Genomic DNA, 23,107 nt, shown 5'->3' with positions numbered 1-23,107 from the left:
CGTCGCACTGCTCGGTCCTACACGAACGTCTTAGCGGAGACGGCGGGCCTAGGGCGGTCAGTCTCACTGCCGTCAGCAGGGACCAAAGTTCGCCGCTGAGCGGCATTGAGCGGCCCTGGATGACACCACTGAGGTCTCTATACCAATGAGCGCAGTCAGGCACCGCAGAGCGCAGTGAAGGACTGCTCTGTGGGAGCCGTGGAGCCGCACTGTTCCGTAGCTACCCAGCAGGCACGGAGCCTGTTGTGCTTGCGGGGCGCGGACGCTGTACAACCGCCTCGGTGTTAGTGAAGTGCGCCCAAAACTTGGCCAGTCGGGCACTATGGTGTGATCACACAGCTGCGCCGCAGCGTCGTCGGGAGGGCCAATGGGCGAGCTTCTTTATCCGGAGTATCGGAATTACTCAGAGACCAGAACCGTCGTAAACAATGCCATGATGGCGTTGTTGGCAGGTTCTAGACTCGCAGGACATACACTGCAGCTGACGGCGGGTTCGCAGCGAACTCTTGGAGAACTGTTTCCAGCGGTTGAGCACATCAGGCGCTTCAACCTGCGCAGCGACGCCGCTCGTTCCCTACTCCATGACGCAGATCATCACTTGGCTTCAGTTGCCCTGCCCTACGCGTTGGCTACGCATGAAGATTTTGTAATGTCGAGCATTAGCCTTTTGCGGCAGGAAGGAATCTCAATTAGGGCCGGAGGGAAGCGCATCAAGGCATGGAACATGCATGAGGTGCTATTTAGATCATCTAGCTACACCATCCCGCGCGTCTTGCTTGATAGTTTCCACCTTTTGCGTGAAATGAGGAACTGTACGATTCATGCAGGTGGCAAGGTTCAGCCAGACCTCATGACACGCCTCGCGGCGATGAGTGGAGGTGCCATTACGGAGTGGCAGCGCCTCAATGGCCAGCCCCCAAGCGACGTCATCAAGTCTGGCCAGGTAACTCTGATTGCGCCACACATTTTCACGGCATTCGCTGTTACGAAGGGCCTGGGAAGGGAGATAAACGCAGCTCTGGCTTCAGCGATCCCGGCATCATCCTGGGCTCGAATGGCCGTACAGGACTATCAAGGTGGCACAACGAGGACTAAAAATTCATCAGGTTGGCGCCGCGGCTTGGTAGGATACGCGCGAAAAAATTACCTAGTCGCTAATTTGTCAGAGGTGGACCTCGAAAGAGCGGCTAAAAGACTGGGCTACTGGACCCTGGCCACTTGGAAATAATGAATCCCTCAAACTGGGAGAGAAAATAGGGGCTCTTCCTATTGAGCTACATCCGACGAGGTCGGAGCCGGGACTCGAACCCGGGTCTCCACTATTCTGCGGAAGTCCTGGTCGTGAACCATCGGGGGCTAGTCCCCAGATTTCCTGCGCGGCAGCTTATCACACGGTGGAGGTCAGCCCACAGGGCGCGACCGCTCTCTGCCTTCGCCCACCAGCAGCCTCAGCTCCCATCCCGTACGCCGTCGACCCACACATCGTGGAGCGGGCGCGGTTCATGGCGTCCAGGTGGAGCGCGCCACTGTACGAACGACCTGGACGCCATGAACCGCGTCTGCTCGGCTCTGCCTGGGTCGACGGCGTACGGGATGGGAGCACCCCACGTAAGCCCCTACGGACCCGCTGCTATGTGCGCGGGCCGGAAGCCGGCCGGGCTGGAGCGGGGCGGAGACAGGAGCGCAGGCCCGGCCGGGGGCCGGGCCGCGCGCGGTGAGCGGAGCGAGCCGCCTTGATGAACGTAGAGAAAGTCCTACCGCGCTCTCAGGCGCCCCTTTCCGGCGGTCGGTGTCTACTCGCGTGAGCTGGGGCGCGGCTACCCTGTTGCCGCTGCACCCAACGAAGCTCAACGAAGCCCAACGACGGCAGGAGCGTGCTCAGCGGATGGGACCGAAGTCGGAGCGGGTCTACCGCAAGATCCGAGAGTGGATCGCTACGGGCAAGTATTCGCCGGGGTCCAAGCTCCCGTCTGAGCGGGCGCTGTCGGAGGAACTGGAGATCGGCCGTACGGCTCTTCGGCAGGTGCTGGCCAAGCTCGTTACCGAGGGTGTCGTGGAAGTGCACGGCCGTAGCTCCTACCGGGTGCCGGACCGGTCCGTGACCGTTGAGGCGCCGGCTGACGTCGAGCCGTGGCAGATCCATGGTGAGCGGACGCTGTATGACAACCGGTGGGTGACGCTGAGCCTCGTCGACGTCGAGCCGCCCGGCGTCGAACGCTTCGAGCATCACGTCGTCAAGCTGCATCACGTGGCCATTGCCGCCGTCGTGGACGACCGGGACCGCGTGTTGATGATGTGGCGGTATCGCTTCGTCCCGGACGCCTTCGGCTGGGAGTTGCCTGGAGGCATTGTCGACCCGGGGGAGGAGCCCCTTCAGACCGCCTACCGCGAGGTGGAGGAAGAGACCGGCTGGCGACCGAGTGCGCTGGAGCACCTGGTGACCTATCAGCCCATGGTCGGGATGGTCGATTCGCCGCATGAGATCTTCATCGGCCGGGGAGCCGAGCTTGTCGGTGAGCCGACCGATCTGGAAGAGGCTGGACACATCGCCTGGGTGCCTCTGTCGGACATCCCCGAACTGATGGCCCGTGGCGAGTTGATGGGGTCCGGGACTCTGGTCGCGCTTCTTCATCTCCTCGGATCGCGCAGGGCCGGCACGTCACCTACAAGCTCTGCGTGAGCTGTTCGATCCGGCGCCTGTGACGTACTGACCTGGTGCGGCTCGCCAGCAGTCGGGCTTCTCGTAGGTGCTTCTGCGCCTCGTCGTACTCGCCGCGGGACAAATGAGCCTGGGCCACGTCGCAGTGCAGTCCGGCCTTCGCGCGGATGAATGTCGGGTCTGTCGTCTCCAGCGCTGCGTACAGGCTGTCGACGGCTTCCGCGTCGCCTATCAGGGCGAGTGCGTTCCCTCGCCACCTGGTGAGGTGGCGTTCGTTCAGGAAGATGCTCAGCATGTCCGGGTCGCGGGCTTCCTCGCCGGTAGGGAGGTGCCGCATCGCAAGCTCAAGAGCCTTCCGGCAGTCGTCGTGGAGCCCGGCTCGGGCGCAGATCTCCGCCTCTGCCGCGTACAGCCATGCCCGAAGGCGTGGAGACATGCCCTGCCCACCGAGCCGTTGGGCGTCGCGGACCAGTTGCACGGCCAGCTCGGGGCGGCCGGCGTCGCACAGTACGTATGCCTGCTCGGCGGTGGCATGCGCGAGGTACATGGGTTCCTCGGCCTCCTGGGCCGCCCGCTTGCCCAGCTCGTAGTGGCGCCAGGCTCGTTGGACGGCTCCGACGTCGAGGGCCTGCCATGCTGCCAGGGTCGCTGCTCCGGTCAGTGCCAGTGCGACCGGGCGCCTGGTCGTCGGGAGTACGGCGAAGGTGAGGCGTCTTCCAGTCGGGTCAAATGGGCCGTCATCTGGTCGACCAGACTCGCGGCACCCATCTGGCGATCGATGGTCCGCAAGAGTTCTGTCTGGTCCATGAACGTGTCGACCATGGTCAGGCTGACGTTCCTGGCCTCATCGATCCGCTCTATCAGCTCGTCGTATCCGTCGGCGGTCGGTACCGCTGGTGGCTGAGGTTCACCCGACAGCTCGTCGTCCGTGATACCGAGCAGTGAGCGGAGGATCTTGGCGTAGTGGCCGGAGAGTGTGCGTCGGCCGTTCTCCCATTCCGACACGTACACCCGCAAACTCGCCGTCGACGCGATGGGGAGCATGTGTTGGCGTGCATGCTGTTCGATCTCCCGCACGAGTCGCTCCTGAGGCCACGCGCGCGCTGTCCTCGCTGCCTTGAGTCCACTCATCGCGTACTGCCGTTCCGTGTCCGGGGGTTGGCCGTCACAGCAGCATGCCTCACATCGGCCCAGCTCGGCAGGGGTTAACCGGTCGGTTGTTAACCCCTGTTGGCTACCGACTCGTTGCTTGGCGCGCTTCTCTTGAGGTGTCGCAGTCGGGTGAGTTGAGCCGCCGGACCCGCGACATCGCTTGACAACTGGCGCGCACCAGAAGCAGTCTACTGGTGCGCACCAGTTGAGAAGTGCGAACCATTCGCTGCTTTGCTGCGGCATTCCGTCAACGTTCGGGAGCGGCGACCCACCGCCAAGCAAGCACGCCGCCCCCACCCCTGAAGGGACCTTCATCATGCGTCAGATTCCCGTCGACACGTCAGCCGCGACCGTGATGGTCGCCAAGCCGGCCCAGCCCAAGGTCCGTGACCGCCGCACCGGCGAGATCGCCACGGACGCGGACGGTGTGAAGCTGATGACCGTGGACGTGATGTTCGCGGCCAACGAGGACGTCGAGATCCTGTCCGTCACCGTCCCCGAGACCGGCATCTCCGGTGAGCTGGTCATGGGCACGCCGGTCGCGCTCACGGGCCTCATCGCCCGGCCGTGGGAGAACGACTTCAACGGCCAGCGTCGGCACGGGATCGCCTTCCGCGCCGTAGCCATCACCTCGCTCGCCGGCGCTGGCGCGGGCGCTGAGGCGGCCTGACCATGACCTGGTTCATGGTCGCCGTGGTGGTCGCCGCCGTCGCAGGACTTCTGCGGTGGCGGCGCCCCGCCTGGTACTGGCTGTCCTTCGGGGTCGCGCTCGCCGCCGCGCGGGTCCTGGTCCGCTACTCCACGGTCATGGACGCCTGCGGGCTGACCGTTCCGCCCGCCCGCTGGCGCCTGGCCCTGGCTCGGATGACCAACCGGGAGGTGCCGGAATCCCGGCCCCCGCGCGTGCTGCGGATGCGCCCGACCCGTACCGGCCTGGTACTGCGGCTCAAGCTCCGGCCCGGACAGGACGCGTTCGACTTCGCCGCCGCCACTGATCGGCTGCGCCACTCCTTCGGCCTGTACGGGATCACCTCGCGGGAGATCCGCTCGGGCGTGGTGGAGTTACGCATGACCGGCTACGACGTGCTCAAGCGGGTCCAGATGCCCGCTCGGCTCGACACCCGACCGATGCGTATCCCGGTTGCCCTACGCGAAGACGGTTCGGTCCACTACCGCGACTACCGGGCCGTGCCGCACGGGCTGACCCTGGGTGCCACGGAGTCCGGGAAGTCCGTCTACCAGCGGAACCTCGTCGCGGGGCTCGCCCCGCACCGTGTCGCCCTGGTCGGCATCGACTGCAAGCAAGGGGTGGAGCTGTTCCCGCTGGCCCGCAGGTTCTCCGCTCTCGCCGACAACCCCGACACCGCGCTTGAGCTGCTGGAGGCGCTGGTGACACACATGGGGGAGGTGTACCGGCTCATCCGGGCCCAGCAACGGATCAGTGTCGCCGTGCCGGACGCGGAGATCGCTGCCGACACCTGGGACCTGCCCGAGGACCTGCGGCCGGTGCCGGTCGTGGTCCTCGTGGACGAGGTCGCCGAACTCGCCCTGTACGCAAGCAAGGAAGAGGAGAAGCGCCGGGACCGGATCGTCACCGCTCTGGTCCGCCTCGCCCAGCTCGGCCGCGCGGCCGGCATCTACCTGGAGATCTGCGGCCAGCGCTTCGGCTCCGAACTGGGCAAGGGCATCACGATGCTCCGCGCCCAGCTCACCGGCCGCACCGCCCACCGCCTCAACGACGAGACCTCCGCCAACATGGCCTTCGGAGACGTCGCACCCGACGCCGTCCTGGCCGCGATCCAGATACCCGCCGAGACCCGCGGTCTCGCCATCGCCGGGGACTCGACGGGCGGCTGGCACCGCATCCGCGCACCGCACACCTCGCTGCGCGAAGCCGTGAACATCTGCAACAAGTACGCCCACCGCACTCCCGACGTGCCCGCTCTGGAGCCGTTCCGGCCCTCCGTCGGCGCGGTGCCCGGGGCCCGGACCCGGCTGACCAAGACGGCCCCCTCCACGGCCTGAACCTCACTCCTCCTCGGCCGGCGCGACCGCCTCGCGCCAAGTCCCTACCCCTCCCATGCCCGACGACAGGAAGGAACCCGCGATGGCCCGCCCGCGAGTCGACGCCGTCCTGGTCCAAGCCGTCATCGCCGGAGCGCTGTCCTTCGCTCATCTGCACGACCTCGCTGCCGCTGCCGGACAGGACGGCTGGAAAGCCTGGGCCTACCCGATCAGCGTCGACCTGTTGCTGGTCGCCGCTTGGCGCCGACTGCGCACGGACGGACCGTCCCGGCTGGCCTGGTGCTGGTTCGTCATCGCCCTGGCAGCTTCCCTCGGCGCCAACATCGCCACGGCCGGGCTCCTCGACCTCGACCACGTCCCGGCCTGGCTGCGGATCCTGGTCGCCGCCTGGCCCGCCCTCGCCTTCATGGGCGGCACTCTCCTTGCCCACTCCGCCAACCGCGGGGAACAGGAAGCGCCGACACCACCGGGCACCGAGCCCGAACCGTCGGCCGTCGAGACGGATCGGGGCCAAGTGCCCGCGAAGGACGCCGACGAACCGGCCGCCATCGAGGCCCCTGCGCCCGCACCGCTCGCCACGACGAACCTGCCGGTTCCGGCTGCGTTGGTCGACCACGCCCGCAAGGTCGCCGACGAGCACCGCTCCCGTACCGGAACCGCCATCGACACCGAGACGCTCCGCGCCCGGCTCGGCGTGCCGGCCCAACTCGCGGACGCCGTCGCCGCCCAACTCGTCCGATCGCCAAGAGAGGAAGACCGATGACGCGTGACCTCGGCGACCTGACGGCCGCCGACTACCTCGAAGCCGCCCGTGAGATGACCGCCGCCAACCGGCCCTACCTGGCGCACCTGCTCGCCGAGGAAGCCGCCGACCGTACCGCCGACCCGGCCACCGCCGCTGGTATCCGGGCCAGTTACTCCCATCCGTCGACCGCCCGGCAGGAGAGCGACTGACATGCCCGCCCGCGACCACTTCCACTCCGTGATGCGGATAGGCCCCGTGCAGATCGGCACCCACCGCGACCGTGCCGGCCGCACCGTGCATGCCGCCGTCTGCACCGCCGACCGCTGCGGCTGGTCCGCCGACTACACAAGCCGCTCCGCCGCCCAACTCGCCGCCCGAACCCACCGCTGCAAGGTCCGCTAGGAGATCGCCGCCATGGATGTTCCCCTCTGGCTCGCCCTGCTCGTCGTCGGCTGGCTCGGCGTCAAGCTGTTCCGCCCGCCCGGATGGCTGATCGCCGTGCTCCTGCTGGGCGGCTTCCTCCTCGCCGACAGCCTCCTGGCGCCCGTCGTCAACAACCTCGTCAAGTAGCCGGCCAAGACAGGGAGACCGCACATGCTCCGGCCGAAGATCCCGACCAACCCCGTGCCGACCGGCCGAGTGACGCCGCCCGTCGTCGTCACCCCGACCGCAATCGTCCCGGGAACCCACACACCGCCGACCGTCCGGAACGCGGCGGCACCATCGCGACCCACGGTCCCGCTCACGCCCGGCACCGTGCTCGCCCTCGTCTGCGGCGGCACCGCCGTGGTCCTGGTCGTCGGCGCCGTCCTCGTCTCCATGTTCCTGGCGGTCGCCGTCACCGGCGCTTCCGTAGCCCTCTGCGCCGTGGTCCTTCGCTCGCTGCTCGCCTCCGAGACAAAACGGCGCTGACCAGCACCCGGGGCGGCTCCGATACCGCCAAGCATCCGCCGCCCGGGTGCCGTCCCTGCCCGATCCACTGAACCGGAAGGAAATCCCAGCATGCCGCAGCGCCCCCGTTCGGCGCCCCGCGTCTGCTCGAACCGCGACCTCATCGCCGCCAAGACGCTCGGCGGCCACCCCCGTACCGTCACGGCCCACCTCCCCGCCCGTCACGGCATCGCCATGCGAGGCAACAGGGAGGGCGCGGATGTCTGACATGCTCGACCCGATCACCCTCGGCGACCTGCTGAGAGTGGCTTCCGCTCCCGACTACGACCGCTGGGAAGGCCAGATCCGCCGCACTGGCGGCTGCGCCGATCCGATTCACCTCACCGGCTGGGTCCTGCACAAGGACAGGACGACCGGCGAGACCCTGCACCACTACTCGACCGCGACGGAACCGGGCGGACGGCTCCGCCTCGCCTGCGGCAACCGCCGCGCTTCCCGGTGCCCGGCCTGTGCCTGGACCTACGCGGGTGACACCTACCACCTCATACGGGCCGGTCTCGCCGGAGACGACCGCCGCGACATCCCTGGCACCGTCCGCGATCACCCCCGCGTCTTCGCGACGCTCACCGCGCCCTCCTTCGGACCGGTGCACAACCGCCCTGAACGCGGAGTGTGCCGCTGCGGTGTCCGTCACGCTCCGGACGCTCCCGAACTTGGCACGGCCCTCGACCCCGGAACTTACGACTACGCCGGCGCCGTCCTCTTCAACAACCACGCCGGAGAGCTCTGGCAGCGCTTCACCAACCGGCTCCGCCGCGAGATCGCAGCCCGCGCCGGGCTCACCCAGCGCGAACTCGGCGAGGTCTGCCGGGTCTCCTATGGCAAGGTCGCCGAGTTCCAGAAGCGTGGCGCCATCCACTTTCACGCGGTGCTCCGGATCGACGGCCCCGACGGACCGGATACAGCTCCGCCGACCTGGGCCAGCGTGCGGCTACTCGCCGAGGCCATACGCGCCGCAGCCGCGCACTCGTACACCTCGGTATCCGTCCCGGGGGCCGACGGCCAGCCTGCCCGTACCTTCCGGTGGGGTCGACAGCTCGACGTACGGCCGGTCAAAGCCTTCGGTGACGGCTCCGACATCACGGAACAGGCCGTCGCCTCGTACGTCGCCAAATACGCCACCAAAGCCGCCGAGACCACCGGCACCCCGGACCGCCGCATCGGTGAACTCGCCGAACTCGACCGGCACCAGGTCCCCGACCACACCCGCCGCCTCATCGAAGCGTGCAAGCAACTCGACCCGCTGTACCCGGACCGGCGCCTCTGGGCCTGGGCGCACATGCTCGGCTTCCGCGGCCACTTCTCCTCCAAGTCGCGTCGCTACTCCACCACCCTCGGGGCGCTGCGCCAAGCACGCGCCGACTACCGAGCCGCCGAAGAACAAGCGGCCCTCGGACGTGAGGTGTCGGCCCCGGACACCGTCCTCGTCCTTGCCGACTGGCAGTACGGCGGCCACGGCCACACCCCCGGTGAATCCGCCCTCGCCGCCACCATCCACCGCGATCTGCAACTCAACCGCGAAACAGCCCGCGAAGCCCTGCGCGCCGAAGGGAGCACAGCATGACCACAGCCGTCCGCTCACGCAGCATGCTCACCCTCGCCGAGGTGTGCGACGAGCTGAGCATTTCGCGTTCCACCTTCTACGACTGGCGTGCCAAGCGGCGCGCGCCCCGCTGCATCAAGCTCCCGAACGGAGATCTGAGGATCCGGCGGACCGACCTCGACCACTGGCTGGACGACCGGGAGGACGCGGCCTGATGGAGACCACCTATGACGTCAAGGTCTACAAGATCCTCACGTACAAGGGCTCACGGAAGACCACGTACACGGTGCGCTGGGTGGTCGCCGGCAAGCGCTGGCGGGAACCGTTCGCCACGAAGGCTCTCGCTGAGGGGTTCCGCTCCGGACTGATCCAGGCCATGGGCAAGGGTGAGGCATTCGGCATCGCGACGGGGCTGCCGGTCTCCCACCGGTCCAAGGCGGCGGATGTGAGCTGGTACGCGTTCGCCCTTGAGTACGTGGATGCCCGCTGGCCCCAGCTCGGTGGCAACAGCCGGAAGAACATCGCCAAGACGCTCACCGCGACCACGCTCGCCCTGCTCCGCGCACGCCCCACTCAGTTCGAACCGGTGGCTGTGCGTACGGCCCTGCGCGAGTGGGCGTTCAACGCGAACCGCCGACCGGAAGCGCCGCGGGACGTCGTGGCCATCCTCCGATGGATCGAGCGGAACTCCCTGCCGGTCTCGGCCTGGGAGGATCCCGCGAAGGCCGACGCCGTCCTCCAGGCCCTTGATACCCGGCTGGACGGCAAGCAGGCGGCGGCCTGGTCCCGCAAGCGGCACCGCAGGATCCTCAACGTCGTCATGAAGCACGCGATCAAGCGGGGTCTCCTGCGGGACAACCCGCTGCCCAAGGGCAAGGAAGCGACGGCCGTCACCAGGACGAGCAATGCCGTGGACAAGCGCTGCCTCCTCAACGCCGATCAAGCGGCGGCACTCCTTGGCCACATCCGGAAGCGGTCCCGGGGAGGCAAGCGGCTGCACGCGTTCTTCGCGACGCTGTACTACTGCGGGCCGCGTCCGGAGGAAGCGGTGGCCATGCGCGTGGCCGATGTGAACATGCCTGATCGCGATGCCGCCGACCAGTGGTGCGAACTGGTGATCCACACCGCGACTCCAGAAGTCGGCAAGCAATGGACGGACACGGGAAAGATCCACGAACGGCGCGACCTCAAGGGCCGGGCTGAAGGTGACACACGCACGGTGCCGGGGCACCCCGCCCTGACGCGCATCCTGCGGCAGCACATCGAGGACGAGAAGCTGAAGCCCGGTGATCTCCTTTTCCAGGGGGAGAACGGCGGAGTCCTCGCGGGATCCGTCATCCGTCGCGCCTGGCGCGGCGCCCGGCAAGCCGTGCTGCCACCGCACGTCTTCGACTCGCCGACCGGCAGGCGGGTTTACGACAACCGCCACACACGTCTCACCAAGTGGCTCAATGACGGCGTACCGCCCGCTCAGGTCGCCGAGTGGGCCGGCAACAGCGTGCCCGTGCTGCTGGCCACCTACGCCCGGTGCGTCGACGGGCAGCTGCCTGACCTGAAACGGCGGCTCGAAGCCGCTGGGGATCTCCCGGATCCTGTCGACGATCAGTGCGCAGATTCACCCGGCGCTCCTCGGACATCGGCCTGAGCGGCGCCGAAGACTTCGACACGTATTCGACACGGCGACCCGCAGAATCCCGTTGACAGCCGTACAGCCCCGGAACCTCGCCCTCTGCCATGGAGGGGGTTCCGGGGCTTACTGCCGGGCTCTCGTATGGCCTCTGACCAGCAAAAATGCCCTCCCGAAGGAGGGCGGGGAGTGGGCGCCCCCGGCAGGACTCGAACCTGCGGCCAAGCGCTTAGAAGGCGCCTGCTCTATCCACTGAGCTACGGGGGCCGGGTGTGGTGGCCTCTGTCGTGGTGCCCGGGTGTGGGCTGATCCGTGACGTTGCCGGGGACAAGGATAGAGCTCCCGAGTCCTTGTCCCTGTTGCTTCGCCTCCGTGGCTCAATGTGGAGGTTCGGTGAAGCGGTCCTGATAATCGCAGGCAGGTACGAATCGTGCACCTCTTTTGGCGCCTCGCGCCTCGGGTGTTGTGCACTCGTTATGCCTGCGCCCCTCTCGTCCCCTCCATCTCGTGTGTCCTGTCGGCGCGCAGACGTACTTATATGCTTCAGAAAGTCCACAAAATTGGGCATTCTTCGCATGTGGTGACCTTGGACGTACGGCCTCAGCTGCTCGACGCGCTCTCCACCTTGCGCGACCGTGTCGCCGCCGCGCGCTTTCCGCTGCCCCTGGCAGGGGCCCCGCGCGCGCGTGCCAACCGCGACGAACTACTCGCGCAACTCGACGACTACTTGGTGCCCCGCTTGCGGCAACCCGAAGCGCCATTGCTCGCCGTTGTCGGGGGCTCGACCGGAGCCGGTAAGTCCACCCTCGTCAACTCCCTGGTCGGACGGAAGGTCAGCCAGGCAGGCGTCCTGCGGCCGACCACCCGGACGCCCGTCCTGGTGTGTCACCCCGAGGACCACCACTGGTTCAGCGGCATGCGCGTCCTGCCCAACCTCACGCGCGCGTGGCTGCCCCAGCAGGAACTGGGCCAGGCCCTGGGTGACGACTCGTTTCCCCCGGACCGGGACGGCGAGCGCGTCCTGCGCATCGAGACCGCCGAGAGCCTCCCGCGAGGCCTCGCCCTGCTCGACGCCCCGGACATCGACTCCCTGGTGGCCGAGAACCGCGTACTCGCCGCGGAACTCATCTGCGCCGCGGACATCTGGGTGATGGTGACCACGGCGGCGCGGTACGCCGACGCCGTGCCGTGGCATCTGCTGCGCACCGCCAAGGAGCACCGGGCCACCCTCATCACGGTGCTCGACCGGGTTCCCCACCAGGTCGTGTCCGAGGTCTCCCGCCAGTACGCGGCCCTGCTGACCAAGGCGGGGCTCGGCGACGTACCCCGGTTCACCGTCCCCGAGCTCCCCGAGTCCGCCTGGGGCGGCGGGCTGCTCCCGGCCACCGCCGTCGCGCCGCTGCTCACCTGGCTCACCCAGCAGGCGACCGACCCGGCCGCGCGGCAGCAGGCCATGGCCCGCACCGCCCACGGCGTACTCGACTCGCTACGGACCCGGATGCCCGAGCTGGCCAGTGCCGCCGCCCAGCAGTACTCCGCCGCGCTCCGGCTCACCTCGGCCGTCGACTTGGCGTACGACGGCGAGCACGCGCGCGTGAAGGGGCGGTTGCAGGCCGGGGCCGTGCTCGCGGGCGACGCCCTGAAGCGGTGGCGCAGCTATCCGCTCGACTGCACCGCCGGTGAACTGCTCGACGCGCTCGTGGAGAGCCTCGGCACGCTGCTGATGTGCGCCGTCACCGCCGCCGACGAGCGCATCCGCGAGGCGTGGCTGCGTGAACCGGGCGCCGTGGCCGCCGGGCTGATGGATCGTCTGTCGACCTCCGGGAACACCGAGCACCGCATCGGGATGACGGTACGGCGCTGGCGGCGCGTCCTGGAGGAGTACGCCGAGGAGGAGGTGCGCGACCTCGACCGGGGCGTCGCGCCCGACCCCGAGGCCGTCGCCGCCCTCGTCGCCACGGCCCTGCTGGGCGGCCGCCGGGCCAGGGCGGCCGGTGAGGGGCTCGCCGAGCGGATCGGGGCGCACGGCGCGCTCCGGCTGCGGGACCGCGGCGGGCGGCTGCTCACCGAGTACCTCGAACGGGCGCTCGACATCGAGCGCGACCGCCGTCTCGCTCCGCTCGACGCCCTCGATGTCCACCCCGAGCCGCAGGCCGAACTCATCGCCGCGCTGTCCGTACTGCAGAAGGAGAGGTGACCGCCGTGACCGCCGTCACTGACCACGCGGACCACACCGGGGACGGCGTCCCCGAAAAGGCCGACGATCAGATGAATGGCCTCCCTGGGGGCGACATTTTCGAGAGGGAGCGCCCCAAGGGCGAGAACCAGGCTGGGGGCGAGGGCGTGGGCGTGGGCCGCTTGGGGGGCTCGGAGAGCGACGGTCCGGGTGAGCCGGGTGAGCCGCCTGAGTTGGGGGCTGTTGAGCCTGGAGAAGCTGCGGAGTCCGATGGGGTTCGTGAGTCCAGTGATGGTGAAGGGACAAACGAGGCTCAAGCTGTTGACGCGGCTGACGGCACCACTGAGGGCCGTGATGCCGAGGGCGATTCGGACGCACCGGAGGGTTCGGAGAGCCCGGAGAACCTGGACAGCCACGAGGGTCAGAAGGAGCAGAACGAACAGGAAGGCCAGGCTCCCGAGAAGCCCGCCAAGCGGGAGCGGCTCGGGAGCTGGTGGAGTCGGGTGGCTCGGGAGGACCGAGGGAGCAGGGAGAGCAGGCGAAGCGGGGAGGACAAGCAAGCTCCGGAGGGCACAGGTATCCGGGAAGGGCGCGAAATGGGTGCCCACGCGCGCGTGAAGGATGACGACGTGCCCGACAGGGCCGACTCGCGGCGCACCGCGTCCGCCGAGTCAGCGGACCGTACGGATCGTGCCGGTCGTACGGATCGTGCCGGTCGTAGGGATCGTGCCGGTCGTACAGACCGCCTCGGCCGTAGCGACCCTGGCGACCCCGGCCGTTCGGAAACCGCTCGTCGTGCGGAGTCCGCTGGTCGTGGGGAGGCCGAGGAGTCCTGGGACGACGGGCTCATCGCGCGGCGGGTGTCCGAGACGAGTGGCTCCGAGGAGGCCGCGCCGGTGTCGATGGTGGAGACGAGGCCCGCCGGTTCGCAGTCGGTCAGCCCGTTGGCGTACGACACCGCCCTGCGGTCCCGGCTGGACGCGTTGCGGGAGCTGGTCGGGCTGTCACGGACACGGCTGGACAGCAGGACGCTCGCCGAGGCGGGGCGGGTGCTGGACGAGGCGGCGGCGCGGCGCAAGCTCTCGGGGCAGCACACGGTCGTCGCCATCGCGGGTGCCACCGGCAGCGGCAAGTCGACGCTGTTCAACGCGCTCGCCGGCGTGGCGATCTCGGAGACGGGCGTCCGCAGGCCCACCACGGCGGCGCCCATCGCGTGCAGCTGGAGCGACGGCGCCGCCACCCTGATCGACCGGCTCGGCATTCCGGGACGGCTGCGGCGACGGCCGTTGCAGAGCGCGGAGGCGGAGGCGCAGCTGGCCGGTCTCGTCCTGGTGGACCTGCCCGACCACGACTCGGCGGCGGTGCAGCACCGGCAGCAGGTGGACCGGATCCTGGGGCTCGTCGACGCGGTCATCTGGGTCGTCGACCCGGAGAAGTACGCCGACGCTGTGCTCCACGAGCGGTATCTGCGGCCTCTCGCGGGCCACGCCGAGGTCATGTTCGTGGTGCTCAACCAGGTGGACCGGCTGCCCGGTGAGGCCGCGCATCAGGTGCTCGACGATCTGCGGCGGCTGCTCGACGAGGACGGGATCGCGCTCGGGGAGCACGGCGAACCGGGCGCGGCCGTGCTCGCCCTGTCCGCGCTCACCGGCGACGGGGTGGCGGAACTGCGGGAGGCGCTCGGGCAGTTCGTGGCCGAGCGGGGAGCACCGGGCCGCCGGGTCCAGGCCGATCTGGACGCGGCCGCCGCGCGGCTGTGGCCGGTGTACGCGACCGGGCGGCGCACCGGGCTCAGTGAGCGGGCGCGGAACGAGTTCGCCGCGCGGCTCGCCGACGCGGTGGGCGCCACCGCTGCGGGTGAGGCCGCCGAACGGGCCTGGCTGCGCAACGCCAACCGCGCGTGCGGCACGCCGTGGCTCCGGCTGTGGCGTTGGTACCAGGGACGGAGCGACCTCCCGACCGGACGTCACTCCCTGAGGATGCCCGTGGACGAGGAGCCCACCGCACGGCAGCGCGTCGAACAGGCCGTACGGGTCCTGTCCGACCGTGCCGCGGCGGGGCTGCCCGCGCCGTGGGCGCAGGCGGTGCGCGAGGCGGCGGCGCGCGGGGCGCTGGGGCTGCCCGAGGCGCTGGACGAGCTGGCGGCACGGGTCGGAGCGCCCACCGGGCGGCCCCAGCGACCGGGCTGGTGGCCGGCCGCGGTGCTGGCCCAGGCGTCGATGACCGTGCTTCAGGTCCTGGGCGGATTGTGGCTGTTGGGGCAGATCATCGGTGTCATGTCCCCGAATCTGGGGGTGCCGGTGCTGCTGATGGTGATCGGCATCGTCGGAGGTCCGGTCGTGGAGTGGGGGTGCGGGCTGGCGGCTCGGGGGCCGGCCCGGCGCTACGGCCTCGAAGCCGAGCGGCGGCTCTGGGAGGCGGCCGCCGGGTGCGGCCGGGCGCGGGTGTTGGACCCGGTGGCCGCCGAGTTGCTGCGCTACCGGGAGGTGCGGGAGCAGTACGGACGGGTGCTGGGGGCGGCACAGGTGGGGTGAGTCCTCGCCGATCTCCGCCTCGTTCACCCGGTCGGGTCGTATGCCTGGTCCACCCCGTGGGCCCTGCCTCTTCACCCGCTCGGGTGGCGGAGTTCTCCACAACTCGCGGGTAGTACACAGCGCTCAGCGGGCTCGTCCCCGCGACGGCAGTCTGGATTTCGCGGCGATCGCAGCGCCACGGCCCCCTCGCACGGAGCGGCGGGGCGGGGGCGGCGCGGTCACCGCGACAGACAGCGGTCGTACGGGACGGGCCCGTACGCGTGTCCGGCCGGCCTCGGTGCCGGTGCGAGGGAGGGTTCGCGAGATGAACGAGACGATGGTGTGCGTGGTGGGGAACGTGGCGACCCAGCCGGTCTGCCGCGAGTTGTCGACGGGCTCCTCGGCCCGGTTCCGGCTGGCGGTGACCTCGCGGTACTGGGACCGGGAGAAGAGCGAGTGGACCGACGGCCACACCAACTTCTTCACCGTGTGGGCGCGGCGCACCCTCGCGGCGAACGTGGCGTCGTCCGTGTCGCTGGGCGACCCGGTCGTGGTGCAGGGGCGGTTGAAGGTGCGCACCGAGCAACGGGACGGACAGAGCTGGGTCTCGGCGGACGTGGACGCGGTCGCCATCGGGCACGACCTGTCGCGGGGCACCTCCGCGTTCCGGCGGACACCCCGGGGAGAGACGGCGACACAGGCCCCGCCCCAGCCGGAGCCGAACTGGGAGACACCGGCCCCGGGTCGGCGCCTCGACATGGAAGCAGAACTGCACCCGGAAGCGGTCAGAGTGACGTGACATCAGAGCGCGACGGCGTGACATCAGGGTGTGCGTGACGCGTCCTCAGGGTGCGCGAGTCCGGTTCCCCACGCCATCCCTGAGCGTCGGCCGGTCGAACTGCGGCTTATCGGCGCGTGCGTGACGAACACTCCGGACGTAAAAACCATCGATTTGTCGATAAGCCCCGTCCGTGGCCCGCGCGGGCGATAACGATTCCGATTCGGATCGGTTGTCCGACCATACGACTGGGAAGAGCGGGGCGCCGCGTCCCTAGGATGCCGGGCATAGCTCACGGGGCTTCTGATTCTGCTGGTGGGACCACAACCCCCCACGTCAACGGGTCCTGCTCGAAGGGAAATTCTGTGGTTTCTTCGTTCTCGGCGCCGTTCACCGTGTCGTCCGGGTGGTCCGCGTGCAGAAGAGGGGCGGCCCGTCTCGCCGCCGTGTCGCTCGCGACCGGCCTCGTCGTCGCGGGTGCGATCGTCACCGCGGGCACGGCCGTCGCCGACGAGGAGACGGTGCAGAGCCCGGGCGGAGCGACGGCCACCATAGGCGGCCTGAAGACGTACGGGACGGCCGTGATCCGCACCGACGGTGAGGAGCAGCAGCTGCCCGCCGGTCTGTTCGAGATGTTCGTCGACGGCGGCGGCACCCTGCAGACCTACTGCGTCGACATCCAGAACCCCACGCAGAAGGACGCCACGTACCAGGAGACCCCCTGGAGCGGCACCTCCCTGGGTCACAACAAGAACGCCGGCAAGATCAACTGGATCCTGCAGAACTCGTATCCGCAGGTGAACGACCTCGCCGCTCTCGCCGGCAAGGCGGGCGCCAAGGGGCTCACCGAGCAGGACGCGGCGGCCGGTACCCAGGTCGCGATCTGGCGGTACTCCGACGGTGCCGATGTGACGGCCCTCGACCCGGAGGCCGAGAAGCTCGCCGACTACCTGGAGAAGAGCGCACGGAACCTGTCGGAGCCGGCGGCCTCGCTGTCCCTCGACCCGCCGGCGGTCGCGGGGCGGGCGGGCGAACGCCTCGGGCCGGTCAAGGTGCGCACCAACGCCGACGGCGTCACGGTCACCCCGCCGTCGGACGCCACCGCGGCCGGCGTGAAGGTCGTCGACGCGGACGGCAAGGCCGTGACCTCGGCGCGGGACGGCAGCGAGCTGTACTTCGAGGTGCCCGAGGACAGCGAGGACGGCTCGGCCGAGCTGGCCGTCGAGGCCTCCACCACCGTGCCGGTCGGCCGGGCCTTCGCCTCCGAGACCCGCAGCCAGACCCAGATCCTCGCGGGCTCCAGCGCGTCCACGGTCTCCGCCACGGCCACCGCCACCTGGGCCACCGCCGGCGCGATACCCGCGCTGTCCGCCGAGAAGAACTGCGCCGAGGGCGGCCTCGACCTCACTGTGGCCAACCCCGGGGACGAGCCCTTCACCTTCGAGCTGATGGGGATCGACTACGCCATCGAGTCGGGCGAGACCCGGACGGTGACCATCCCGCTCCAGGAGGACCAGGCCTACGACTTCACGATCAAGGGAGCGAACGGCCTCGCGAAGCAGTTCCGCGGTGTCCTCGACTGCCGGACGGAGACCGAGGCCGACGCGGCCGGCGAGTCCGTGCAGACACTGAGCGAGCCGAGTCCGGCGACGGTCGGCGGCGGCGCCGTCACCGACTCCGCCGGTGACCTCGCCGAGACCGGCAGCTCCGGCGCGACCCCGGTGATCGGGGGCGTCGCCATCGCGCTCGTCGTGATCGGCGGCGCCGTGATGATCGTCCTGCGCAAGCGGGAGCAGCAGAAGCAGTAGCCGACGAGCAGAGTTCCTTGGCAACTCAACAGCGAGTGACCGCGCGGTGACTTCCGCGAGTGACGCGGCCCCGGTACGCCCCTCAGGCGCCGGGGCCGCGCCGCTCTTGCGGGGCCTCACCATCCGGTTTCCGTCGAGGGCTGGCCGTGCGGCAAGATGGGTGGTACTGCCCACTGCCAGATTTCAAGTTGCCGGACGGTTTCTCTTGGCTGAGTTCATTTACACCATGCGCAAGACGCGCAAGGCGCACGGCGACAAGGTGATCCTTGACGACGTATCGCTGAGCTTTCTGCCCGGCGCGAAGATCGGTGTGGTCGGTCCGAACGGTGCCGGTAAGTCCACCGTCCTCAAGATCATGGCCGGCCTGGAGCAGCCGTCGAACGGCGACGCGTTCCTCTCGCCCGGGTACACCGTCGGCATCCTTCTCCAGGAGCCGCCGCTGAACGAGGCGAAGACGGTCCTGGAGAACGTCCAGGAGGGCGTCGCCGAGATCAAGGGCAAGCTCGACCGGTTCAACGAGATCGCCGAGCAGATGGCCACCGACTACTCGGACGCGCTCCTCGAGGAGATGGGCAAGCTCCAGGAGGAGCTCGACCACGCCGAGGCCTGGGACCTGGACGCCCAGCTGGAGCAGGCCATGGACGCCCTCGGCTGCCCTCCCGGCGACTGGGCCGTCACCAAGCTCTCCGGTGGTGAGAGGCGCCGCGTCGCCCTCTGCAAGCTGCTGCTGGAGGCCCCCGACCTGCTGCTCCTCGACGAGCCCACCAACCACCTCGACGCCGAGTCGGTGAACTGGCTGGAGCAGCACCTCGCCCAGTACAAGGGCACCGTCGTGGCCATCACCCACGACCGGTACTTCCTGGACAACGTGGCCGGCTGGATCCTGGAGCTCGACCGCGGCCGCGCCATCGGCTACGAGGGCAACTACTCGACGTACCTGGAGACGAAGCAGTCCCGTCTCAAGGTCGAGGGCCAGAAGGACGCCAAGCGCGCCAAGCGCCTCAAGGAGGAGCTGGAGTGGGTCCGCTCCAACGCCAAGGGGCGGCAGGCCAAGTCCAAGGCGCGTCTGGCCCGCTACGAGGAGATGGCCGCCGAGGCCGACAAGATGCGGAAGCTGGACTTCGAGGAGATCCAGATCCCGCCGGGCCCCCGACTGGGCAACGTGGTCGTCGAGGTCAACAACCTCAGCAAGGCCTTCGGCGAGAAGGTCCTGATCGACGACCTGTCCTTCACGCTGCCCCGCAACGGCATCGTGGGCGTCATCGGCCCGAACGGCGCCGGCAAGACCACCCTGTTCAAGATGATCCAGGGCCTGGAGCAGCCGGACTCCGGCTCCATCAAGGTCGGCGACACCGTCAAGATCTCCTACGTCGACCAGACCCGCGAGAACATCGACCCCAAGAAGACGCTGTGGGCCGTCGTCTCCGACGAGCTGGACTACATCAACGTCGGCCAGGTCGAGATGCCCTCCCGCGCGTACGTCTCGGCGTTCGGCTTCAAGGGCCCCGACCAGCAGAAGCCGGCCGGAATCCTCTCCGGTGGTGAGCGCAACCGTCTGAACCTGGCGCTCACCCTGAAGCAGGGCGGCAACCTGCTGCTCCTCGACGAGCCGACCAACGACCTCGACGTCGAGACCCTGTCGTCCCTGGAGAACGCGCTCCTGGAGTTCCCCGGCTGCGCCGTGGTCGTCTCCCACGACCGCTGGTTCCTGGACCGTGTGGCGACGCACATCCTCGCCTACGAGGGCGAATCCAAGTGGTTCTGGTTCGAGGGCAACTTCGAGTCGTACGAGAAGAACAAGATCGAGCGGCTCGGCCCGGACGCCGCCCGTCCGCACCGCGCCACCTACAAGAAGCTGACCCGGGGCTGATCTTGCGGCACATCTACCGCTGCCCACTGCGCTGGGCGGACATGGACGCGTACGGCCACGTCAACAACGTGGTCTTCCTCCGCTACCTGGAGGAGGCCCGTATCGACTTCCTGTTCCGCCCGGAGAAGGACTTCAAGCAGGGGTCCGTGGTGGCACGCCATGAGATCGACTACCGGCGGCAGCTCGTCCACCGGCACAAGCCGGTGGACATCGAGCTGTGGGTCACGGAGATAAGAGCGGCGTCCTTCACGATCACCTACGAGGTCAAGGACCCCGAGCAGGTCTATGTCACGGCCTCCACGGTGATCGTTCCGTTCGACTTCGAGGCTCAACGCCCCCGTCGGCTCACGGCGGAGGAACGCGAGTTCCTGGCGGAGTACCGGGACGACGAGGAGGAGGGGGCCGTCGCCGCATGACGGTGCTCCACCTCGCCGACGAGGGGGAGGCGGCGGATCTCGCGGCCTTCCTCTCCCGGCTGCTCCACTACGACCGGGGTGCGGCGGTGCGTCTCCAGGCCGCCGGCACCGCACTCGCCGTCTTCGGTCGGCCGCCCTCCTTCGAGGTGCTGGCCATCCGGGCGGTACGGCTGGCGAAGCCGTACGAGAACGGGCTGGACGTCGCGCTCGACGTGACCGTCTCCGCCGGTGAACTGCTGGAGTCGATCGACGAGTCGGCGGCCACCGCAGTCGTGCCCGCCGCCGTCACCGGCCCGCCATGGGCCGGGGTGCTGCCTCCGCGCGGCGGCTGGCGCCGAGAGACGGGGCTGCCCGCCCAGGAGGCGGTACGGGCGAGCGTCGCCGAGGCCGTCGCCGAGTTCCGCTCCCGTACGGGGGAACTGGCGCCGGAGCAGCGCACCCGGGCCGAACTGGACCGGATCGGGCGGGAGATCTGGTCCCGGCCGATCGGGGACACCGCCCTGCCCGTGCGGGCAGCGCACGCGGCCCAGTCGCTGGGCTTCCTACGGCCCATGCGAGGCCGCACGGTGGAGGAACTGGAGCCCGCACTCTTCTCGTCGGGCGCGTGGCTGCGCCTGCGCACGCCGTACGGGTCGATCGCCGTACGGCGCGCGGGACTCGGCGCGCTGGACGTCAGCGTCCGCTGACCGTCCCGCTCAGCGGCTCAGTCGGGGGTGTTCACCATCGAGGCCGCCGCGTACGTCAGGTAGTTCCACAGGGTGTGCGCGTGTTCCTCGGAGAGGTCCAGCTCGTCGACGGCGTCGCGCATGTGCCTCAGCCAGGCGTCGTGCGCGGCCCGGTCGACGGTGAACGGCGCGTGCCGCATCCGCAGGCGGGGGTGGCCACGGTTGTCGCTGTACGTGGTGGGGCCGCCCCAGTACTGGATCAGGAACAGCACGAGGCGCTCCTCCGCCGGACCCAGATCCTCCTCGGGATACATGGGCCGCAGAATCGGGTCCTCGGCGACCCCCTCGTAGAAGCGGCGCACGAGGCGCCGGAAGGTCTCCTGGCCACCGACCTGTTCGTAGAAGGTCTGCTCCTGCAGCGTGCCGCGCCGAATCTCTTTCACGTGTCCCATGGTCTCAGACGGGGGGACGGAGGACTCAAGGCTTAGGACCAAGGAGAAAACCGGGGCTCGGCGGCACCCTGCCCGGCCCGGCGGCGCCTTCCGGGTGATGTACGGGGGGTGGGGAACGGCGGATTCCGGACCTGTGTGCCGCGACACTCGCCTCCCGGGGCGTCCGGCAGCACAGTGGAGACATGGGCACGCACACTGTGGACCACGACTTGGAACGCCTCGCCGCGCAGGCGCGGTCGGCGCTGGTGCGCGAGATCGAGCGCAGCGGGGCCTGGGACGCCGACCCGGTCTGGCGGGAGGCGTTCGAGGCGGTCCCGCGGCACCTCTTCGTCCCGTACTACTACGTCGGGATCGTGGGCGGATTCGAGCGGCTGTGGGGCGAGGAGCGCGACCCGAGGCGGCGGGAGCGATGGGTGCGGGGCGCGTACGCGGACGCGCCGCTGGCCACGCGGGTCCGGGACGGCGAGTTGATCTCCTCCAGCAGCCAGCCCTCCCTGATGGCGAAGATGCTGGCCGAGTTGGAGGTGGAGGACAGCCACCGGGTCCTGGAGATCGGCGCGGGGACCGGCTACAACGCCGCTCTGCTCGCGCACCGGCTCGGCGACGACCTGGTCACCACCGTCGACCTGGACGCCGACATCACGGAGGCCGCGCGCACCCATCTGCGGGCGGCCGGGTACCACCCGACCGTCGTCACAGGGGACGGGGCGCGCGGTGTGCCCGAACGGGCCCCGTACGACCGGATCATCGCGACCTGCACGCTCCACTCGATCCCGCGGGCCTGGCTCGCCCAGTGCGCCCCCGGTGGACGCGTCCTGACGCCGATGGCCACGGGGCTGGTGGCGCTGCGGGTCATGGACGACGAGCACGCGGAGGGGCGGTTCCTGCACACGGCGGCGTTCTTCGTGCCGTTGCGCGGGGGCGGGGAGCCGGAGGGGATGCACCCGCATCTGGGCGGGCTGCCGCGGCAGGCCCGGGATCACGATCTCTTCCGGTTCCTGCTGAGCCTGACGGCGGGCAGCCTCGACCCGCACGAGGCGCTCGCACTGTGGCAGCGCGAGGGCATGCCGTCGCGTGAGCGCTACGGGATCACCGTCAGCGGCGACCGGGCCTGGGCCTGGCTGGACGACCCGGAGGGGCCGTACGCCTGGCCCCTGCCGTGAGCGCCGGAACACGGCCGGCGGTGCCCGGGCAGCGGAGCGGGGCCGGCCGAACCGGTCGGCCGACCCCGATCGTCATGTCCTCGCGGGTCAGCCCCGGCGGATCGTGATCGTCGTCCAGGCGCCCACGTGGACCCGGTCCCCGTCCTGGAGGGGGACCGGCACGAAGGGCTGGATGGGCTCCTCGGAGCCGTTGACCGTGGTTCCGTTGGTGGAGTTCTGGTCGACGACCGCCCAGGTGCCGTCCGGTTGCTGCACCAGCACGGCGTGCTGGTGCGAGACACCCGGGTCCTCCGGCGGCACGGACAGATCGATGTCGGGGGTGTCACCGGTGGAGTGCCGGCGGCGGCCGATGGTGATCTGGTTGCCGGTGAGGGTGCGCTGCTGCTCGGGGGAGTACGCGGGCAGGTTCAGCCCGGCGGCCTCGGGGCCCGAGCGCTGCATCATCGCCATGAAGTACTCACGGTCCGGACCGATGGTCGCGCTCCAGGTCACCGGTCCCTGCTGGTACGAGGGACCGGGCGGGGCCTGGGTGACATCGGGCTGCGGGTAGCCGTAGCCGCCGGG

At 69.5% G+C, this 23,107-nt stretch carries 23 protein-coding genes, 1 tRNA gene and 1 pseudogene; 21 read left to right on the top strand and 4 right to left on the bottom strand.

Going from position 1 to position 23,107, the window contains the following annotated elements; translation table 11 throughout:
* Nucleotides 1–367: 367 nt before the first annotated feature.
* Nucleotides 368–1,228 carry a hypothetical protein gene (locus tag AOK23_RS47605; protein ID WP_157877914.1) on the top strand — a complete coding sequence of 287 codons (861 nt, stop codon included), beginning with the start codon at nucleotides 368–370 and terminating at the stop codon, nucleotides 1,226–1,228.
* A gap of 657 nt (nucleotides 1,229–1,885) precedes the next feature.
* On the top strand, nucleotides 1,886–2,680 hold the full coding sequence (locus AOK23_RS01870; protein WP_079049222.1) for a GntR family transcriptional regulator: 795 nt from the start codon (nucleotides 1,886–1,888) through the stop codon (nucleotides 2,678–2,680).
* Here AOK23_RS01870 and AOK23_RS01865 read toward each other — a convergent pair.
* Nucleotides 2,664–3,703, bottom strand: a pseudogene (locus AOK23_RS01865) (XRE family transcriptional regulator). The gene AOK23_RS01870 and the pseudogene AOK23_RS01865 sit on opposite strands and share 17 nt — an antisense overlap.
* 424 nt (nucleotides 3,704–4,127) lie before the next feature.
* On the opposite strand from AOK23_RS01865, the gene AOK23_RS01860 reads away from it, so the two are divergent.
* The 11 genes from AOK23_RS01860 (at nucleotide 4,128) to AOK23_RS01820 (ending at nucleotide 10,720) form a co-directional block, all read left to right on the top strand.
* Nucleotides 4,128–4,481 carry an SCO3933 family regulatory protein gene (locus AOK23_RS01860; RefSeq protein WP_055710995.1) on the top strand — a complete coding sequence of 118 codons (354 nt, stop codon included), beginning with the start codon at nucleotides 4,128–4,130 and terminating at the stop codon, nucleotides 4,479–4,481.
* 2 nt (nucleotides 4,482–4,483) lie between these two features.
* Nucleotides 4,484–5,836, top strand: a complete 1,353-nt coding sequence (locus tag AOK23_RS01855) for an FtsK/SpoIIIE domain-containing protein (protein ID WP_055710994.1) — start codon at nucleotides 4,484–4,486, stop codon at nucleotides 5,834–5,836.
* Between the two features lie 82 nt (nucleotides 5,837–5,918).
* Complete coding sequence (locus AOK23_RS01850; protein WP_055710993.1) at nucleotides 5,919–6,599, top strand: DUF2637 domain-containing protein; 681 nt, start codon at nucleotides 5,919–5,921, stop codon at nucleotides 6,597–6,599.
* Nucleotides 6,596–6,790, top strand: a complete 195-nt coding sequence (locus AOK23_RS01845; RefSeq protein ID WP_055710992.1) for a hypothetical protein — start codon at nucleotides 6,596–6,598, stop codon at nucleotides 6,788–6,790. The genes AOK23_RS01850 and AOK23_RS01845 overlap by 4 nt, the downstream gene beginning before the upstream one ends.
* Before the next feature lies 1 nt (nucleotide 6,791).
* Complete coding sequence (locus tag AOK23_RS01840; protein ID WP_055710991.1) at nucleotides 6,792–6,983, top strand: mobile element transfer protein; 192 nt, start codon at nucleotides 6,792–6,794, stop codon at nucleotides 6,981–6,983.
* Between the two features lie 12 nt (nucleotides 6,984–6,995).
* Nucleotides 6,996–7,151 (top strand): hypothetical protein, encoded by a 156-nt coding sequence (locus AOK23_RS46485; RefSeq protein WP_107102700.1) that lies wholly within the window; start codon nucleotides 6,996–6,998, stop codon nucleotides 7,149–7,151.
* Between the two features lie 24 nt (nucleotides 7,152–7,175).
* Entirely contained in the window at nucleotides 7,176–7,493 is a 318-nt protein-coding gene (locus AOK23_RS01835) for a hypothetical protein (RefSeq protein WP_055710990.1), read from the top strand.
* A 90-nt stretch (nucleotides 7,494–7,583) separates the two neighbouring features.
* Complete coding sequence (locus AOK23_RS47600) at nucleotides 7,584–7,739, top strand: hypothetical protein (protein WP_157877913.1); 156 nt, start codon at nucleotides 7,584–7,586, stop codon at nucleotides 7,737–7,739.
* Nucleotides 7,732–9,096 carry a replication initiator protein RepSA gene (repSA, locus tag AOK23_RS01830; protein ID WP_055710989.1) on the top strand — a complete coding sequence of 455 codons (1,365 nt, stop codon included), beginning with the start codon at nucleotides 7,732–7,734 and terminating at the stop codon, nucleotides 9,094–9,096. Before AOK23_RS47600 ends, repSA begins: the two co-directional genes overlap by 8 nt.
* Nucleotides 9,093–9,290: a helix-turn-helix transcriptional regulator gene (locus AOK23_RS01825; protein WP_055710988.1), complete on the top strand. Its 198-nt coding sequence runs from the start codon at nucleotides 9,093–9,095 to the stop codon at nucleotides 9,288–9,290. The genes repSA and AOK23_RS01825 overlap by 4 nt, the downstream gene beginning before the upstream one ends.
* Nucleotides 9,290–10,720 (top strand): tyrosine-type recombinase/integrase, encoded by a 1,431-nt coding sequence (locus tag AOK23_RS01820; protein WP_055710987.1) that lies wholly within the window; start codon nucleotides 9,290–9,292, stop codon nucleotides 10,718–10,720. The genes AOK23_RS01825 and AOK23_RS01820 overlap by 1 nt, the downstream gene beginning before the upstream one ends.
* A 176-nt stretch (nucleotides 10,721–10,896) precedes the next feature.
* On the opposite strand, the gene AOK23_RS01815 is transcribed toward AOK23_RS01820, so the two are convergent.
* Nucleotides 10,897–10,969, bottom strand: a tRNA-Arg gene (locus AOK23_RS01815).
* Nucleotides 10,970–11,240: 271 nt separating this feature from the next.
* Here AOK23_RS01815 and AOK23_RS01810 point away from each other — a divergent pair.
* The 7 genes from AOK23_RS01810 to AOK23_RS01780 all read left to right on the top strand — a co-directional run bounded on the left by AOK23_RS01810 (nucleotide 11,241) and on the right by AOK23_RS01780 (nucleotide 20,949).
* Entirely contained in the window at nucleotides 11,241–12,899 is a 1,659-nt protein-coding gene (locus tag AOK23_RS01810) for a dynamin family protein (RefSeq protein ID WP_055710986.1), read from the top strand.
* A 575-nt stretch (nucleotides 12,900–13,474) separates the two neighbouring features.
* Nucleotides 13,475–15,412 (top strand): YfjP family GTPase, encoded by a 1,938-nt coding sequence (locus tag AOK23_RS01805; RefSeq protein ID WP_055710985.1) that lies wholly within the window; start codon nucleotides 13,475–13,477, stop codon nucleotides 15,410–15,412.
* Between the two features lie 304 nt (nucleotides 15,413–15,716).
* Complete coding sequence (locus AOK23_RS01800) at nucleotides 15,717–16,190, top strand: single-stranded DNA-binding protein (RefSeq protein ID WP_055710984.1); 474 nt, start codon at nucleotides 15,717–15,719, stop codon at nucleotides 16,188–16,190.
* Between the two features lie 344 nt (nucleotides 16,191–16,534).
* A complete protein-coding gene (locus AOK23_RS01795) occupies nucleotides 16,535–17,977 on the top strand; it encodes a Cys-Gln thioester bond-forming surface protein (protein ID WP_240496206.1) in 1,443 nt (480 codons plus the stop codon).
* Nucleotides 17,978–18,182: 205 nt separating this feature from the next.
* Complete coding sequence (ettA, locus tag AOK23_RS01790; RefSeq protein WP_079049221.1) at nucleotides 18,183–19,847, top strand: energy-dependent translational throttle protein EttA; 1,665 nt, start codon at nucleotides 18,183–18,185, stop codon at nucleotides 19,845–19,847.
* Between the two features lie 2 nt (nucleotides 19,848–19,849).
* A complete protein-coding gene (locus tag AOK23_RS01785) occupies nucleotides 19,850–20,263 on the top strand; it encodes an acyl-CoA thioesterase (protein ID WP_055710981.1) in 414 nt (137 codons plus the stop codon).
* On the top strand, nucleotides 20,260–20,949 hold the full coding sequence (locus AOK23_RS01780; protein ID WP_055710980.1) for a DUF8010 domain-containing protein: 690 nt from the start codon (nucleotides 20,260–20,262) through the stop codon (nucleotides 20,947–20,949). The genes AOK23_RS01785 and AOK23_RS01780 overlap by 4 nt, the downstream gene beginning before the upstream one ends.
* A gap of 17 nt (nucleotides 20,950–20,966) precedes the next feature.
* Here AOK23_RS01780 and AOK23_RS01775 read toward each other — a convergent pair whose 3' ends face one another.
* Nucleotides 20,967–21,380: a globin gene (locus AOK23_RS01775; protein WP_055710979.1), complete on the bottom strand. Its 414-nt coding sequence runs from the start codon at nucleotides 21,378–21,380 to the stop codon at nucleotides 20,967–20,969.
* A gap of 182 nt (nucleotides 21,381–21,562) precedes the next feature.
* Here AOK23_RS01775 and AOK23_RS01770 point away from each other — a divergent pair, with 182 nt between their 5' ends.
* Nucleotides 21,563–22,543 (top strand): methyltransferase domain-containing protein, encoded by a 981-nt coding sequence (locus AOK23_RS01770; protein ID WP_055710978.1) that lies wholly within the window; start codon nucleotides 21,563–21,565, stop codon nucleotides 22,541–22,543.
* 87 nt (nucleotides 22,544–22,630) lie between these two features.
* Here AOK23_RS01770 and AOK23_RS01765 read toward each other — a convergent pair.
* On the bottom strand, nucleotides 22,631–23,107 hold a 477-nt coding region (locus AOK23_RS01765; RefSeq protein ID WP_157877912.1), incomplete at its 5' end, for an FHA domain-containing protein.

Source organism: Streptomyces torulosus, from assembly GCF_001419765.1.
Classification (GTDB): Bacteria; Actinomycetota; Actinomycetes; order Streptomycetales; family Streptomycetaceae; genus Streptomyces; species Streptomyces torulosus.
This window is presented reverse-complemented; position numbering and strand designations above follow the sequence as displayed.